Source organism: Ruminococcus sp. OM06-36AC, assembly GCF_003438725.1.
Taxonomy (GTDB): Bacteria; Bacillota; Clostridia; order Oscillospirales; family Ruminococcaceae; genus Ruminococcus_C; species Ruminococcus_C callidus.
Map to the genome: position 1 here is coordinate 22104 of NZ_QSTT01000008.1, position 14687 is coordinate 36790.

Annotated in this window: 12 protein-coding genes; 7 read left to right on the plus strand and 5 right to left on the minus strand. The window is 49.6% G+C overall.

Going from position 1 to position 14687, the window contains the following annotated elements; translation table 11 throughout:
* The first annotated feature begins 356 nt into the window (after positions 1 to 356).
* From DXB92_RS07410 to DXB92_RS07425, 4 genes are all read left to right on the plus strand, one after another.
* Positions 357 to 1964, plus strand: a complete 1608-nt coding sequence (locus tag DXB92_RS07410; RefSeq protein ID WP_117733379.1) for an N-acetylmuramoyl-L-alanine amidase — start codon at positions 357 to 359, stop codon at positions 1962 to 1964.
* A 256-nt stretch (positions 1965 to 2220) separates the two neighbouring features.
* Positions 2221 to 3234, plus strand: coding sequence for a glycosyltransferase family 2 protein (locus tag DXB92_RS07415; RefSeq protein ID WP_117733380.1), 1014 nt, complete (start codon positions 2221 to 2223; stop codon positions 3232 to 3234).
* 3 nt (positions 3235 to 3237) lie between these two features.
* The gene (locus DXB92_RS07420; RefSeq protein ID WP_117733381.1) at positions 3238 to 4239 is read left to right on the plus strand and encodes an aldo/keto reductase; all 1002 of its coding nucleotides are present in this window, start codon (positions 3238 to 3240) and stop codon (positions 4237 to 4239) included.
* Between the two features lie 8 nt (positions 4240 to 4247).
* Positions 4248 to 4478: a hypothetical protein gene (locus DXB92_RS07425; RefSeq protein ID WP_117733382.1), complete on the plus strand. Its 231-nt coding sequence runs from the start codon at positions 4248 to 4250 to the stop codon at positions 4476 to 4478.
* Between the two features lie 546 nt (positions 4479 to 5024).
* On the opposite strand, the gene DXB92_RS07430 is transcribed toward DXB92_RS07425, so the two are convergent.
* The 3 genes from DXB92_RS07430 to ychF all read right to left on the minus strand — a co-directional run bounded on the left by DXB92_RS07430 (position 5025) and on the right by ychF (position 8499).
* Entirely contained in the window at positions 5025 to 5294 is a 270-nt protein-coding gene (locus DXB92_RS07430; protein ID WP_117733383.1) for a hypothetical protein, read from the minus strand.
* Between the two features lie 173 nt (positions 5295 to 5467).
* Positions 5468 to 6937 (minus strand): MATE family efflux transporter, encoded by a 1470-nt coding sequence (locus DXB92_RS07435; protein ID WP_117733384.1) that lies wholly within the window; start codon positions 6935 to 6937, stop codon positions 5468 to 5470.
* Between the two features lie 467 nt (positions 6938 to 7404).
* A complete protein-coding gene (gene ychF / locus DXB92_RS07440) occupies positions 7405 to 8499 on the minus strand; it encodes a redox-regulated ATPase YchF (RefSeq protein ID WP_117733385.1) in 1095 nt (364 codons plus the stop codon).
* 326 nt (positions 8500 to 8825) lie between these two features.
* Between ychF and DXB92_RS07445 the strand changes: the two genes are divergently transcribed.
* Both DXB92_RS07445 and sigK read left to right on the plus strand, forming a co-directional pair.
* Positions 8826 to 9335, plus strand: a complete 510-nt coding sequence (locus DXB92_RS07445) for a hypothetical protein (RefSeq protein WP_117733386.1) — start codon at positions 8826 to 8828, stop codon at positions 9333 to 9335.
* 234 nt (positions 9336 to 9569) lie between these two features.
* Positions 9570 to 10241 (plus strand): RNA polymerase sporulation sigma factor SigK, encoded by a 672-nt coding sequence (sigK, locus tag DXB92_RS07450; RefSeq protein ID WP_242823526.1) that lies wholly within the window; start codon positions 9570 to 9572, stop codon positions 10239 to 10241.
* 65 nt (positions 10242 to 10306) lie between these two features.
* On the opposite strand, the gene DXB92_RS07455 is transcribed toward sigK, so the two are convergent.
* Both DXB92_RS07455 and ppk1 read right to left on the minus strand, forming a co-directional pair.
* Complete coding sequence (locus DXB92_RS07455; RefSeq protein ID WP_021683693.1) at positions 10307 to 10753, minus strand: C-GCAxxG-C-C family protein; 447 nt, start codon at positions 10751 to 10753, stop codon at positions 10307 to 10309.
* A gap of 96 nt (positions 10754 to 10849) precedes the next feature.
* On the minus strand, positions 10850 to 12946 hold the full coding sequence (ppk1, locus tag DXB92_RS07460; RefSeq protein WP_117733387.1) for a polyphosphate kinase 1: 2097 nt from the start codon (positions 12944 to 12946) through the stop codon (positions 10850 to 10852).
* Positions 12947 to 13668: 722 nt separating this feature from the next.
* On the opposite strand from ppk1, the gene DXB92_RS07465 reads away from it, so the two are divergent.
* Positions 13669 to 14583 (plus strand): phosphatase, encoded by a 915-nt coding sequence (locus tag DXB92_RS07465; RefSeq protein ID WP_117733388.1) that lies wholly within the window; start codon positions 13669 to 13671, stop codon positions 14581 to 14583.
* Positions 14584 to 14687: the final 104 nt, after the last annotated feature.

Genomic DNA, 14687 nt, shown 5'->3' on the forward strand with positions numbered 1-14687 from the left:
GCAAGGGATTTCTGGGCAATATGACGGAAAATCTGCAAGCAGATTGCGTGCAAAGCCGTCAGGCGGGCTTTATGCAGTGTTTCCCAAGCTTTGTTCGTTGCTGTCCAAGCTCTTTCCAAATGATGTTTTTGTTTGTGGCTACTATATGCGGAAGAGCTAAAAAGCATGACCACATAGGAAAGCTTTTTGTGAAAATCACAAGAAACCCCTTGACAATTGTGCCGAATTCGTGTATAATATAAAATATCGGTTTGAAATCGATAAAAAGAGGGAGCTCTTTTTGAAATTCTCTCTGGGAATGTCTGGATAATTATTATCCTTAAAGTGTTTTTCCAATTTAGAAAAGAGGTTTGAAAATGCATTATCCCAAATGGCTGTCCCTGTTGGCAATGGGTGCTGCGGCAGGCGGCATGCTGTTGTTCGGCGGTGTGACAGCTTCGGCAGAAACGGCTTCGCCGGAGGCTCTGCAAACCGCAGAAACCGCTTCGGCAGTGGTGGCAACGGCAACTGGTCCGGAGTTCCAGCCACAGACGGAAACACCGGAAATTACCGGCGGCTGGGTCATAGAGGACGGCTGCCGGAAGTATCAGTACAGCGACGGTTCGTTTGCCGTACATGCCACCGCAGTGGACGGCGTGCTGTACTTGTTCGATTCCAGCGGTACACAGCTGACCGGCTGGCAGAAAATCGACGAAACATGGCACTACTACGACAGCGTGACTTATGAGGCAGCAGTCGGTGCCCAGCAGATCGACGGCACAGCGTATTTGTTCGACTACAGCGGGGCACAGAAAACCGGCTGGCGGACGGTAGACGGTGTGCGGCGATACTACGATCCGGAAACCGGAAAGCCGGACAGCGGCTGGGTCAGCTACGGCGATTACCGCTACTATGTCAGTGCGGATTCCGGAAAAGCAACCGGAGAATTCACCGTAGACGGGGTACGCTATCAAAGCGACAGCGAAACTGGTACCCAGAAGCTGGGATTTTGCAAGTTCTCCGATAATACGATATCGTATTACGACCAGAACGGTGCTCCGGTGTCCGGCTGGGTGGAGGATCATGGCAGCCGCTATTACTTCAATGACAGCTACACCATGCAGACTGGCATGCAGAATATCAGCGGCAAGAACTATTATCTTGGAAACGATGGTATCGCACAGACCGGCATACAGACGGTAGACGGCAAAAAATACTACTTTGCCACAGACGGTTCCATGCAGACCGGTTTCCAGAATGTCGGCGGCAAGAAGTACTACTTCGGCACAGACGGTGTCATGAAAACCGGCTGGCAGACTTTCGGCAGTCAGAAATACTATTTCAACGCAGACGGCACAATGGTGACCGGCGAAAAAGTCATTGACGGCAAGAAGTATCGGTTCAATGCCGACGGTACACAGAAAAAAATCAAGATTTGTCTGGACGCAGGACACTACGGCAAGTATAACCGCAGTCCGGTAAACGGAGCTTATTATGAGTCTGATATGAGCTGGCGGCTGCATCTGAAGCTGAAATCGGCTCTGGAAGCCAGAGGCATGGAAGTCATTACCACCAGACCGACACAGGCAGGGGATCTGGGACTGGAAACCCGCGGAAAAACCTCCGCAGGCTGTGACCTGTTCCTGAGCCTGCACAGCAACGCCTGCGGCAACAGTTCCATAGATGCTCCGCTGGCATGCTGTACCGTGACCGGCACCATGGACGTGCTGGGACAGCAGCTGGCAAATACCGTGCATCAGGTAATGGGCACTGCACAGGGCGGTACGATCTGGAAGCGTGTGGGCAACAACGGCGACTACTACGGAGTGCTCCGCGGGGCAACTTCTGTGGGAACACCGGCGATCTTGCTGGAGCACAGTTACCACACCAATTTGCGGGCGACCAACTGGCTGCTCAGTGATACCAACCTACAGCGGCTGGCAGATGCAGAAGCAGCTGTGATCGCAGCATATTTCGGATTGTAAAATCATTTTATCCATAGGGCAATACCGCACAAAGAGCGTCTGGCGACTTTGCACGCCATCTGCTTGCAAATTTCCCGTCATATTTCACAAAAATGCTCGTGAATACATCCAGTATTCACTCCGCTTTTTGTTTCATCTGACGAAAAATTTGACGACGCATCTGTCGCACAATCTTTGTGCGGTATTGCCCATAGAAAAAGGGCACTTCGGGGAAACTTCTCCGGAGTGCTTTTTTGTTTGACATTTTGCCGAAAATATGATACAATTAAGAAATGCTGAATCACGCAGGGAGGTACACAAAACGGATACGCTATACTTGGTCATTCCTTGCTATAATGAGGAAGAAGTGCTGCCGGAAACCGCAAGGCAGCTGCTGGAAAAAATGCAGTCGCTGATGACTGCCGGAAAAATAACGGAAAAGAGCCGGATCGTGTTTGTGAATGACGGCTCCAAAGACCGGACATGGGAACTGATCCAGAAGTTTCACGCGGAAAATCCGATCTATCAGGGAATTTCCCTTTCCCGCAACCGCGGACACCAGAACGCTCTGCTGGCAGGGCTGATGACGGTGAAAGAACACTGCGACATGACCATTTCGCTGGACGCGGATTTACAGGACGATATTGATGCGATCGATCAGATGATTGCAAAGTATGAAGCTGGAAACGACATCGTCTACGGTGTCCGCAGTGCCCGAAAGACGGATACCCTGTTCAAAAAGTGTACCGCGGAGGGCTTTTATAAAGTGATGAAGCACATGGGAGCAGATCTGGTGTTCAACCATGCTGACTATCGGCTGATGAGCCGGCGGGCACTGGACGGGCTGGAGTCGTTCAAGGAAGTGAATATGTTCCTCCGCGGTGTGGTGCCGCTGATCGGCTACCCCAGCGATAAGGTGTACTATGCCCGCAAGGAACGCTTTGCCGGTACGTCCAAGTATCCTTTGAAAAAGATGCTCTCCTTTGCGTGGGAAGGGATCACGTCCCTTTCCACCAAGCCTATTACTTTGATTACCCGTCTGGGCATGCTGATCTTTCTGGTGAGTATCGGCATGCTGATCTATTCTGTAGTGCGGCACTTTATGGGAGCCACTACTACCGGCTGGACTTCGCTGATCGTGTCGATCTGGGCGATCGGCGGGTTACAGCTTCTGGCGATCGGCGTGATCGGGCAGTACATCGGAAAGGTGTATCTGGAAACCAAGGAACGCCCGAAATATATTGTAGAAACCTATCTCTCAGATGAGAACGAGAATTCCAAGGAGGAGTAAAAAATGGCATACATTCCGAATGCAGAACGCTATACCCAAATGGAATACCGCCGGTGCGGCAGAAGCGGTCTGAAACTGCCGCTGCTTTCGATGGGACTGTGGCATAACTTTGGCGATACCAACAGTCTGGAGCACATGGCACAGCTCTGTGAAACCGCATTTGACGGCGGCATCACACATTTTGATTTGGCAAACAACTACGGTCCGCCGGCAGGTGCTGCGGAACGGAACTTCGGCAAGCTGCTGAAAACCATATTTGCCGGACATCGTGACGAACTGGTCATCAGCACCAAGGCAGGCTATGACATGTGGGAAGGCCCCTATGGTGAATGGGGCAGCCGGAAATATCTGCTGGCAAGTCTGGATCAGAGTTTGCAGCGGCTGGGGCTGGACTATGTGGACATTTTCTATCACCACCGTCCGGATCCGGAAACACCGCTGGAGGAAACCATGGGAGCACTGGCACAGGCAGTGCAAAGCGGCAAGGCGTTGTACGTGGGCTTGTCCAACTATGACGGGGAAACCATGAGCCGTGCGGCGGCGATTCTGGAACAGCTGCACTGCCCGTTCATCATCAACCAGAACCGGTACTCCATTCTCGATCGTGTTTCGGAGAAAAACGGCATCTTGACGGCAAGCGAGCAGCTGCAAAAGGGCGTGATCATCTACAGTCCGCTGGCACAGGGCATGCTGACAGACCGGTATCTCCACGGCATTCCGGAGGATAGCCGGATTCGGACTGACGGCAGATTCCTGCAGGAATCCCAGCTGACGGAAGAACGGCTCTCCCAGCTGCGGCAGCTACAGGCGATCGCACAGGGCAGGGGACAGACGCTGGCACAGCTGGCACTCTGCTGGATTTTGCGGCAAAAGGCAGTGACCAGCGTGCTGGTAGGTGCGTCCCGTCCGGAACAGCTTATCGATACGCTCCAGATCGTCGGACAGGAACCGCTGACGGAGGAAGAACTGCGGGCGGTTGATGCGGCAATCGGAATGGAAAGGTAAGAGCGAAAATGAGCCCGTTCAAAGATGTGATTTGGAACAGAAAAATTGACTTGATTGAAGGACACAGGGCAAAAATCGTTAGTAAAAGTGGAGCTGTATATATCGGCTACAGTGCATTTCCGTGTGTCGGAGAAGATGAAAATGACGAGGAAGTAGACGCAATATGTTTTGATATTGACGATGGCAGTTCTATTACTCTTACCGAAAACGATATAAAAAGTTACGAAATACTGGATTAAGCGGAATTATTTGTTTCTCTTTTCTTGATGCTTTAGATGAATCTCTTGGAATGTGTAGGGGGCGATGCCCACATCGCTCCGCAGACTTGTCCAAGAGGAAGAGTTCTTTGCATAATTTCTAGGGCAGCCGTGTCGAAACCGTCCGGCGGAATTCGCTCGTACCTCGCTGTCCGCCTGGGACTTGCCAACGCCGATTGTTGCCCTTGCCTGTATCGGTAATGTTGATATTCAGGTGTTTTTTTGGTGCAGGCGGGTGACTTTATTTCATACGGCGTTTGCAAGTTTGTATTTCTAGGCTCCCCTTTAGGGGAGCTGTCACCGCAGGTGACTGAGGGGTTACCTGCTACAACAGCCAGCCGGTTTCACAAGGAGTTACGCTTCTTTTTTTCTTTGCTGAAAAGAAAAAAAGAAGCAAAAAAAGAAAAGAGTTCGCATTTCACTTGTACTGTACGGCAATGCATCACCCGAAGGTATAACATTTTTCGATCATCAAAAATCCCCCGGCGGGGCATACAGGCGGCTGCTGCCGCCGTAACACTACCCTTTTCACTCTTGAAATTGGGGCGTAAGGTCAGCGGCGACCCGCCGCTTCTTTGCTGAAAAGAAAAAAGAAGCAAAAAAAGAAAAGAGTTCGAGTTTCACTTGTACTGTACGGCAATGCATCACCCGAAGGTATAACATTTTTCGATCATCAAAAATCCCCCGGCGGGGCGAATAGGTGGCTGCTGCCGCCGTAACACTACCCTTTTCGCTCTTGAAATTGGGGCGTAAGGTCAGCGGCGGCTTGCTATCCTTGAGCAAGTCTGCCGTCGCCATTTCCGCTGGGCGACGGGCTGACCCGCCGCTTCTTTGCTGAAAAGAAAAAAAGAAGCAAAAAAAGAAAAGAGTTCGAGTTGCACTTGTACTATGCGGCAACGCACCACACGAAGATGAATCATAAAAAAACAGCGTCAGTTTCCTGACGCTGTTTTTGTTTTTTTAGATGCAGTTCACGCTTTCCGAATTCCCGGAGTCAAAAGCTTTTTATCCTTATGCTTAATCATTTCCATCATCACGAGAGCCATAATCACCGAGCAGATGTCTGCAATCGGCTGGGCGAAAATCAGACCGTCCAGTCCGACCAACGCATTGGCGATAAACAGCACCGGCAGGAAAACAAACCCCTGACGGCTGACGGAAAGAATCAACGATGCCAGACCGTGTCCCATGCCTTGGAATGCGTTATTATTGACAAAGATAATGCCGAGGAACGGTCCGGAAACCATCAGTGCCCGCAGCATTTTCACGGCATAACCCTGCTGGGCAGTGACATCTGCCACAGAACCGGAAGAACCGGCTGTCATGAAAATGCTGATGATCGGTTCGGTAAACAGGAAATACAGTGCCGTCATTATCGTGCCAATGACCAGTGTGCAAGCCATGCTGAACCGCACGACTTTTGTCATCTTCGCGAAATTCCGTGCCCCGTAGTGGAAGCCGACCAGCGGCTGGATACCAATACCAATGCCCAGCTGGAGGAACACTACCAGCATGTTGGCTTTCATGGCAATGCCCATGCCGCCGGTGGCGAGAACGTCGATGTTGTTCAGCAGGCGATTCAGTACCAGATTGGAAAGGCTCATCAGCACGTTGGTGAAAAACATGGGAATGCCAATGGAGAACACGCCAGTGAAAATGCCGCCTTTCATGGCGAAGTGCTTGGGATTTGCCGTCAGCATGGTGTGGCTGACTTTCAGGTAAATGAAGTAGAACAGCATCGCAACCGTGTTGCCGATACTGGTGGCAATGGCTGCACCTTTGACACCCATGCCCATTGCCAGAATCATAATGGGATCCAGAATGATGTTGGTCACAGCACCGATCATCATGCCGAACATAGATACTTTTGCAGCACCCTCGCCCTTGACCAGATTGCTCATGGCACTGCTCAGCACAGTGGGAATGGCACCGATGCCGATGTAGAACAGATAGTCGCGGGTGTACTGTTCCAGATTCTGATAGTTGCTGACCAGACGGTCATAGGCTTCGCCGGAAATATCCTTGGAAATATTGGCGATGTTGGAAGCGGCATCGGCTCCTACCAGCGGCAGGATCCAGCTGACACCCAGTGTCAGGGCAAATGTTGCCAGCAATCCCACCACAACGGCACCCCAGAAGCTGAAGCTGCTGATCTTTTTCACGCGGTCGTACTCTCTCGCTCCCAGCGAACGGGAGATAAAGGCACAGCCGCCGATGCCGAACAAATTTCCGAATGCCATAAGGATCATAAACACCGGTGTCGCCATGGAAACCGCGTTCATCTGGTAGGGATCGTGGGTCTGTCCCACGAAAACCGTGTCCACCATGTTGTACAGCACGGTGACCAGCATGCTCAGGACAGAGGGGATCGCCAGCGTTGCCACTGCCCTTGGGACAGAGTCAATTTCAAAAACAGAGAGTTTCTTTTCTTTTACCTGCATATATGGACTTCCTTTCTGGAATATATTTTTGGCAATACCGCACAAAGATTGTGCGACAGATGCGTCGTCAAATTTTTCGTCAGATGAAACAAAAAGCGGAGTGAATACTTGATGTATTCACGAGCATTTTTGTGAAATATGAGAGTCTGTTTCGTATCTGACGCATGCAGATTGCGTCGTCAGATTTTTGAGAGATGAAGGGAAAAACGGAGAAAATCCTTTGTGGATTTTCGAGTATTTTCCCGAAATATCTCGGAAAATATGCACGCAAGATGCGTGCGAGAAGATACGAAACAGGCTCTAAAGGAAAATTTGCAAGCAGATGGCGTGCAAAGTTGCCAGACGCTCTTTGTGCGGTATTGCCTTTTGTTGCTGCCGCATGGCTGCGGCGAAAAACGAGGCAGGAATGCATCTGCATTCTGCCTCGTTGTAAAAGCCTGTGTTGCCGTATGTTATGTCCTGTGTGTTTATACGTTAAACCGGAACAGCACAATGTCGCCGTCCTGCATGACATAGTCCTTGCCTTCCAGACGAACCAGTCCTTTTTCCTTGGCAGCCGCCATAGAACCGCATGCCATGAGGTCATCATAGGAAACGACTTCCGCACGGATAAAGCCCTTTTCGAAATCCGTGTGGATTTTTCCGGCAGCCTGCGGAGCCTTTGTGCCCTTGGTAATGGTCCACGCACGGACTTCCTGCTTGCCGGCAGTGAGGTAGGAAATCAGTCCCAGCAGGGAATAGCCCTCCCGAATGATACGGTTCAGACCAGATTCTTCCAGCCCCAGATCTTCCAGAAACATTGCCTTGTCGTCTGCTTCCATGTCGGCAATGTCTTCTTCGATCTTGGCACAGATCGGCAGCACTGCGGCATGTTCGGCTTCGGCAATTGCCTTGACTTCCTGATAATGTTCGTTCTTGTCCACGCCGTTACGGAAATCTTCTTCGCTCATGTTGGCAGCGTAGATGACTGGCTTTGCGGACAGCAGGGGCATGTCGTGGATCCAGCTCAACTCGTCCTCTGTGAAATCAAAACCGCGGGCAGACTTGCCTTCTTCCAGATGTGCCTGCAAACGTTCCAGAAAGTCCACCTGTACCTGTAATTTCTTGTCACCCTTGAGAGCTTTCTTGGTGCGGTCAATGCGGCGTGCTACCATTTCCATATCGGAGAAGATCAGTTCCAGATTGATGGTTTCGATGTCGGAAGCCGGATTGATTCTGCCGTCTACGTGAATAATGTTGTCGTCCTCGAAGCAGCGAACCACGTGTACAATGGCATCGACTTCGCGGATGTCGCCCAGAAACTTGTTGCCCAGACCTTCGCCCTTGGAGGCACCCTTTACCAGACCGGCAATGTCTACAAATTCCAGCGTTGCCGGTGTGAACTTGTTCGGTTCATACATTTCTGCCAGCTTGTCCAGACGAGCGTCCGGCACAGAAACGATACCCACATTTTTTTCAATGGTGCAGAACGGATAGTTTGCGGATTCTGCTCCGGCATTTGTCAGAGCATTGAACAGCGTGCTTTTTCCCACATTGGGCAGCCCGACCATACCTAATTTCATTGTTACAGTTCCACCTTTTTTTCAAAATTATCCGGCATTTGCCGGCAGTTGACATACACTCATTCTTATAGTTTAGCATACAACGCCGGATTTGTCAAGAAAGCAATTTTCAAATTCGGAAAACTTAGAGCTTGTGTTCATAGCGAAAAAGTGATATAATAGGAGACATGAAAAAAGAGTATGAAGCAACAAATTACGAAAGTGATTTGACAGACGAGCAAGGGGAAGCAATTAAAAAAATTTTTCTTGGATCAAAATGAACTAAGAGGCGACATTAATACTGTTGCAGATATCGTAAGACAAAGAAAAAAAGGAGTTAACTCGCCATGAAAAAATTAAAGTGTGTTTTTATCATTATATTTCTAATCATAGCATTTACAACCGTTGTATCTATTTCAAAATGCCAAGAAAACGAACTTGGTTCGGTAGCTCAAGGTATAATAGATGAGATCGAAACTTCGGGAAACGATGAATGTATGGTCGAATTGAAAACCGTTACCAATTTTGAATGGGATAGAGCAATTATTGCTTCAGCTGATTTTTTCGCAATGGGATATTCTTCTGAAACACTGGAAGATATTTGGAAAATTGAGTATGATCCTCAGTCAAATTTTAGATCAAGGATTTTATTTGTAAAAGATAATAAAGTAGTATATGAAGAATCATATGCGGCATCTATTGAGGAGTCTGCGAAATTTAATATTTCGGTATCACCATCTCTGGATTATTATTGTATATTGCCATATGATGATTCTTTTGCATTTGTTACAAAAGAAAAGCACAAATCAAGTACTTGTTACAGTTTAATAATCTACCCAAAAAATAAAATGAATTAGAGCTTGTGTTCATCGGTAAAGTATGCGGATTTTCGAGCATAATTTTTATGCTGACAAGGAAAATATCCGCAGGAATACTGTCGTATTGCAAGGATATTTGACGAAGTTCAGCAGGAAAATTTGCCGAAAAGACATGTGCTGAACCGATGAACACAAGCTCTTACAATTTCCCGCCCCAATCGGCATACCGTACAATCCCTCACGCATACACTGCCTTGAGGTGATTCGATGTTTTTGCAGTTGTTTCAACATTTTTTCTGCTTTTTTCTCCATGTGGGAGAGGCGGGTTCGTTCCGGAAGCCCCTGAAAAAAGAGGAGGAGCAGGCTTGCTTTGAGGCGATGGCGGCCGGCGACCGCAGTGCACGGGAAAAGCTGATCCTGCACAATATGCGGCTGGTGGCACACATCATCAAAAAGTACGGCATGCCCCAGCCGGAGCAGGAGGAACTGATCTCGATCGGCACCATTGGGCTGGTGAAAGCGGTGGACTCTTTCGACTGCTCCAAAGGGGCAAGGTTCGCCACCTATGCCAGCCGGTGCATTGAGAATGAAATTCTGATGAACTTCCGTGCCAAGAAAAAACATGCCGATCAGATCTATATGGGGGAGCCGATCGAAACCGACGGTGACGGCAACCAGCTGACACTGATGGACATCATTGACGACGGCACCGACCTTCCGGAAATGGTGGATACGCTGATGCAGTCGAAGCAGCTGTACCAGTACTTGCAGCAGTTCCTCACCCCGCGGGAAACGGAAATTCTGGTGCAGCGGTACGGGCTGTATGGCTGTGCTCCTATGACACAGCGGGAAGTGGCAAAAAAGCTGGGAATCTCGCGGTCGTACATTTCACGGCTGGAAAAACACGCCATTGAAAAGCTGCGGAAAGCGTATCAGTGTTCGTGAAATTCCAGAGAAAATGTCTGCAAAGACCATTCTTCGCAGGCATTTTTGTTTCGTCAATTTTTCCGTCACTGCTCTTGCAGCATTTCGTCCAGCAGTTCCGCTGCTGTTTCCACGAACCGCACACAGGGGCGTACCTTGTAATATTGTTCGGTACGCGGCTGCGGGTCTTTCTGGAGTTTCTCCGGCAGGGATCGCAGCAGTTCCCGACAGACCAGCGTGTCATGCTTCTGGCGAAACTGCTCAGCCAGCTGGCGGATACGGGCATAATGAGCCTTTTTTCCGTCGTAATCCGCAGGGTCGTCATATCCCATCAGCATGCCGGCAACCAGAAACATGCCGGTGACAGCACCGCAGGTCTCCCGCAGTCCACCCATGCCGCCGCCGAAAGAAGATGCCAGCCGCGTCGCTTCTGACAGGGACAGCCCCATTTCCTCATGAAATGCCCCTACGACCGACTGGGCACAGTTATAGCCCTCCCGAAAGAGATCTCTCGCTTTTTCTGCGTGATTCATATGTATACACTTCCTTTGCCCTAGAAAACACTGAAAAAAGCGTTGGCACAGTGTCTGCACCAACGCTTTTCATTATATCACAGTGAAAAGAATTTGTCAATTTTTTGTGGAATTGCTGTCTGCATCAGCGGTTTCTTCTTCTGCTTCTGCCTTTTCCAGAGCCTCATACGCCTGTTCGTAGAAGTATTCCTGTGAATTGATCAGCGGTTCCTGTGCCGGCTCTCTGGTATAGGTGCCGTCCGGCTGCTGTACCCGAGCCTTGACGTTGTCCGTCATCATCACATCGAACATATCCAGAATGCGGTGCTTGATGTCTGCATCATAAATCGGTGCGGCAACTTCCACACGCCGTCTGGTGTTTCGGGTCATCCAGTCCGCAGAGGCAATGTATACCTTGCAGTTTTCGTGTGCCCCGAAGATATAGATGCGGGTGTGTTCCAGAAAACGTCCCACAATGCTGCGAACAGAGATATTTTCTGTCAGTTCCGGAACGCCTGCGATCAGGCAGCTGATGCCGCGAACGATCATTTCGATTTTTACGCCAGCCTGTGAAGCAGCGATCAGTTTTTCGATCAGGTATTTGTCTGTCAGCGAGTTGATCTTGATGCCGATATAGGCAGGCATTCCGGATTTCGCCAGTTCCGTCTGCTCGTCGATCATATCTGCCAGCTTGTTTTGCAGGCACTTCGGTGCTACCAGCAGATGCTCGGTGTGTTCCACAGTCTGTCCCAGACAGAGTGCATGGAATACCCGATTGGCTTCCAGACCGATGTCGTGGTTGGCGGTCATCAGGGAATAGTCTGTGTAAATGGCAGAGGTTTTTTCGTTATAGTTGCCGGTACCCACCTGTGTGATATAGGAAATTTCCGTGCCCACTTTTTTGGTGATCAGGCAAAGCTTGCTGTGTACTTTCAGGTTGTCCAGTCCGTAGATGATGCGGCAGCCGGCATCTTCCAGACGGCGGGACCATTCAATGTTGTTTTCCTCGTCGAACCGAGCCCGCAGTTCTACCAGAACCACTACGTCCTTGCCGTTTTCTGCCGCTTCGATCAGGGCTTCTACAATTTTACTGTTGGAAGCAACGCGGTACAGGGTCATTTTAATGGAAACGACCTGCGGATCTCTGCCGGCTTCGTTCAGCAGGGTGAGGAACGGGCGGATGCTTTCGTAGGGGAATGCCAGAAAACGGTCCTGTTCCTCTACTTGTTCGATCATGCGTTTGGATATATCCCGCCATGCCGGCTTCTGCGGAACCCGCCGCTGATAGAACAGGCACTTGTTGTGGCGGAGCATATCCCGTACCACCGACAGTACAGAGAGATTCAGCGGAGCCTCTGAGTAGAACACCTGTTCTTCTGTCAGATTCAGGTAGTTGCACAGTGAGTGAATGACAGCAGTGTCCATCAGGCGGGAGAATTCCAGCTTGATCGGGCAAAGCTTTTTCCGGTCACGAATCAGCTGTTCCATTGCTTCGCGGTAGTCGCATTCTTCTTCCATGCGTTCGTCCGGTTCAATGTCTGCGTTGCGAATGATCCGGATCAGGGACTTGCTCTTGATAGTGTGGCGGGAGAAAATCTCCGGTGCAAAGTGCAGGATTAGTTCTTCTGACAGAATGAACCGGTTCTTGCCGGTGGGCAGTGAAACGATTTTCGGAAATACGCCGCTGCTGCACGGCACAAGGCCCAGCTTTTCTGTGCCTTTCTTTTCCAGTACCACAACGGCATAGATGTTCTTGTTCTGGAGGAACGGGAAGGGCTGCTTTTTGCCGATGATCTGGGGGGACAGCAGCGGCTCGATCTCTGCCTTGAAATAGGCTTCCAGCCATGCCGCCTCCTCTGTGGTAATGGTGTGGAAATCTACAATGTCCACGCCCTGCATGCTCAGTTCTGCACGCAGGTCGGAATAAGCATCGTCCTTGTCACGGAGCAGTTCCCGCACCCGTGCATAGATTGCAGTCAGCTGTTCCTTACAGGTCATATTGGTTTTGTTTTCGCGGAAGTGGGGGTCTTCGCACATCTGGTCGTACAAAGAACCGCAGCGTACCATGAAAAATTCGTCCAGATTGCTCTGGAAAATGGAGAGAAACGACAGCCGTTCACACAGGGGATTGGCTTCGTCCCTGGCTTCTTCCAATACCCGCTGATTAAATTTCAGCCAGGAAAGTTCTCGATTGTCATAACAGTTTGCGTTCATTACAATCCCTCCGATTGCAGTTATTCAGTAATGTATTAGGGCAATACCGCACAAAGAGCGTCTGGCGACTTTGCACGCCATCTGCTTGCAAATTTCCCTTCAGAGCCTGTTTCGTATCTTCCCGCACGCATCTTGCGTGCATATTTTCCGAGATATTTCGGGAAAATACTCGAAAATCCACAAAGGATTTTCTCCGTTTTTCCCCTCATCTCTCAAAAAATCTGACGACGCAATCTGCATACGTCAGATACGAAACAGACTCTCATATTTCACAAAAATGCTCGTGAATACAGCAAGTATTCACTCCGCTTTTTGTTTCATCTGACGAAAAATTTGACGACGCATCTGTCGCACAATCTTTGTGCGGTATTGCCTTAGAAACGGCAACACTGCATAAAGTTTGCCTAATGGCTCTGCACACGATTTGCCGAAAAATCTGACAATACATCTCACGCACAAGCTTTATTCAGTATTTCCCTAATTATATTATAAAAGATTTGTCGATATTCTGACATCTTAAACATGTAAAATATATGTTATGTTTTTGTTAAGTTGAACGATTACGGAATTAACCAGAATTTAACGGTACGTTTGAATAATTTCGCTTGTATCAGGGAAGATCTTTGTCGTATAATAAAATAGAATGATACTGTAAATGCCAGACAGCCGGTATCGCTTGCAATTTATGGATTTGATACAGGGCTGGTTTAAGGAGTGAAATCATGAAAAAATATGCAGTGATCGATATTGGATCAAACACCGTGCGTATGGTCGTCTATGCCGTGGAAGAAAACGACACCTTTCACGCATTGTTTTCCAAAAAGTATACACTGGGACTTGCCGGCTATGTTCAGGACGGCGTGATGTCGCAGGAGGGGATTCACAGGCTTTGCGGTGTGCTGATAGAATGCCGTATGCTGTTGTCCCAGTTTGAAATGGAACGGAGTTTTGTCTTTGCCACTGCTTCGCTGCGGAATATTCAGAACACGCGGGAGGCGGTTGACCAGATCTTTCTGATGACTGGATTTTCCGTGGACGTGATCTCCGGACAGGCGGAGGCGTATCTGGACTATTACGGTGTCATGGTAGAGGCACCGCTGGAAAATGGGCTGCTGTTTGACATCGGCGGCGGCAGCACGGAGCTGGTGACTATGGCACACGACGGTCCGGGCGTGATTGAAAGTCTGCCTATTGGCTCGCTGACGCTGGCAAAAGAATACGTGGGAAAGGTGTTCCCCAAGCAGAGCGAATGCGAGAAGATACAGGCACGGATCCGCAAGGAGTTGAAGAAGCGGAAGCTGCACCGGCTGCCGGCACACACGTCCCTGTGCGGCGTAGGCGGTACGGCTCGTTCACTGCTGCTGCTGGCACAGGAACAGCAGGAACTGCCGGACACCCAGCGGCTTCTGACAACGGGACAGCTGAAAAAGCTGGAAAAGCTGCTCTGGAAAAAAGACAACACCGCACGGGAACTGCTGCTGAAAAATTGCCCCGACCGGCTGCATACCATTTATACAGGCATGCTGATTCTGGACGAGTTGGTGGAACTTTCGCAGTGTGAAACCATTTATATCAGTCAGTACGGTGTGCGGGAGGGCTACCTCCGGCGGGAACTGGCACGGAAGCGAAAGGCTTGAGAATACTAAGGGCAATACCGCACAAAGAGCGTCTGACGGCTTTGCACGCATACAAGTTTTATTCCGTATTGCCCTAAAAAAACGGCTGCATCATCTTCGCGTGA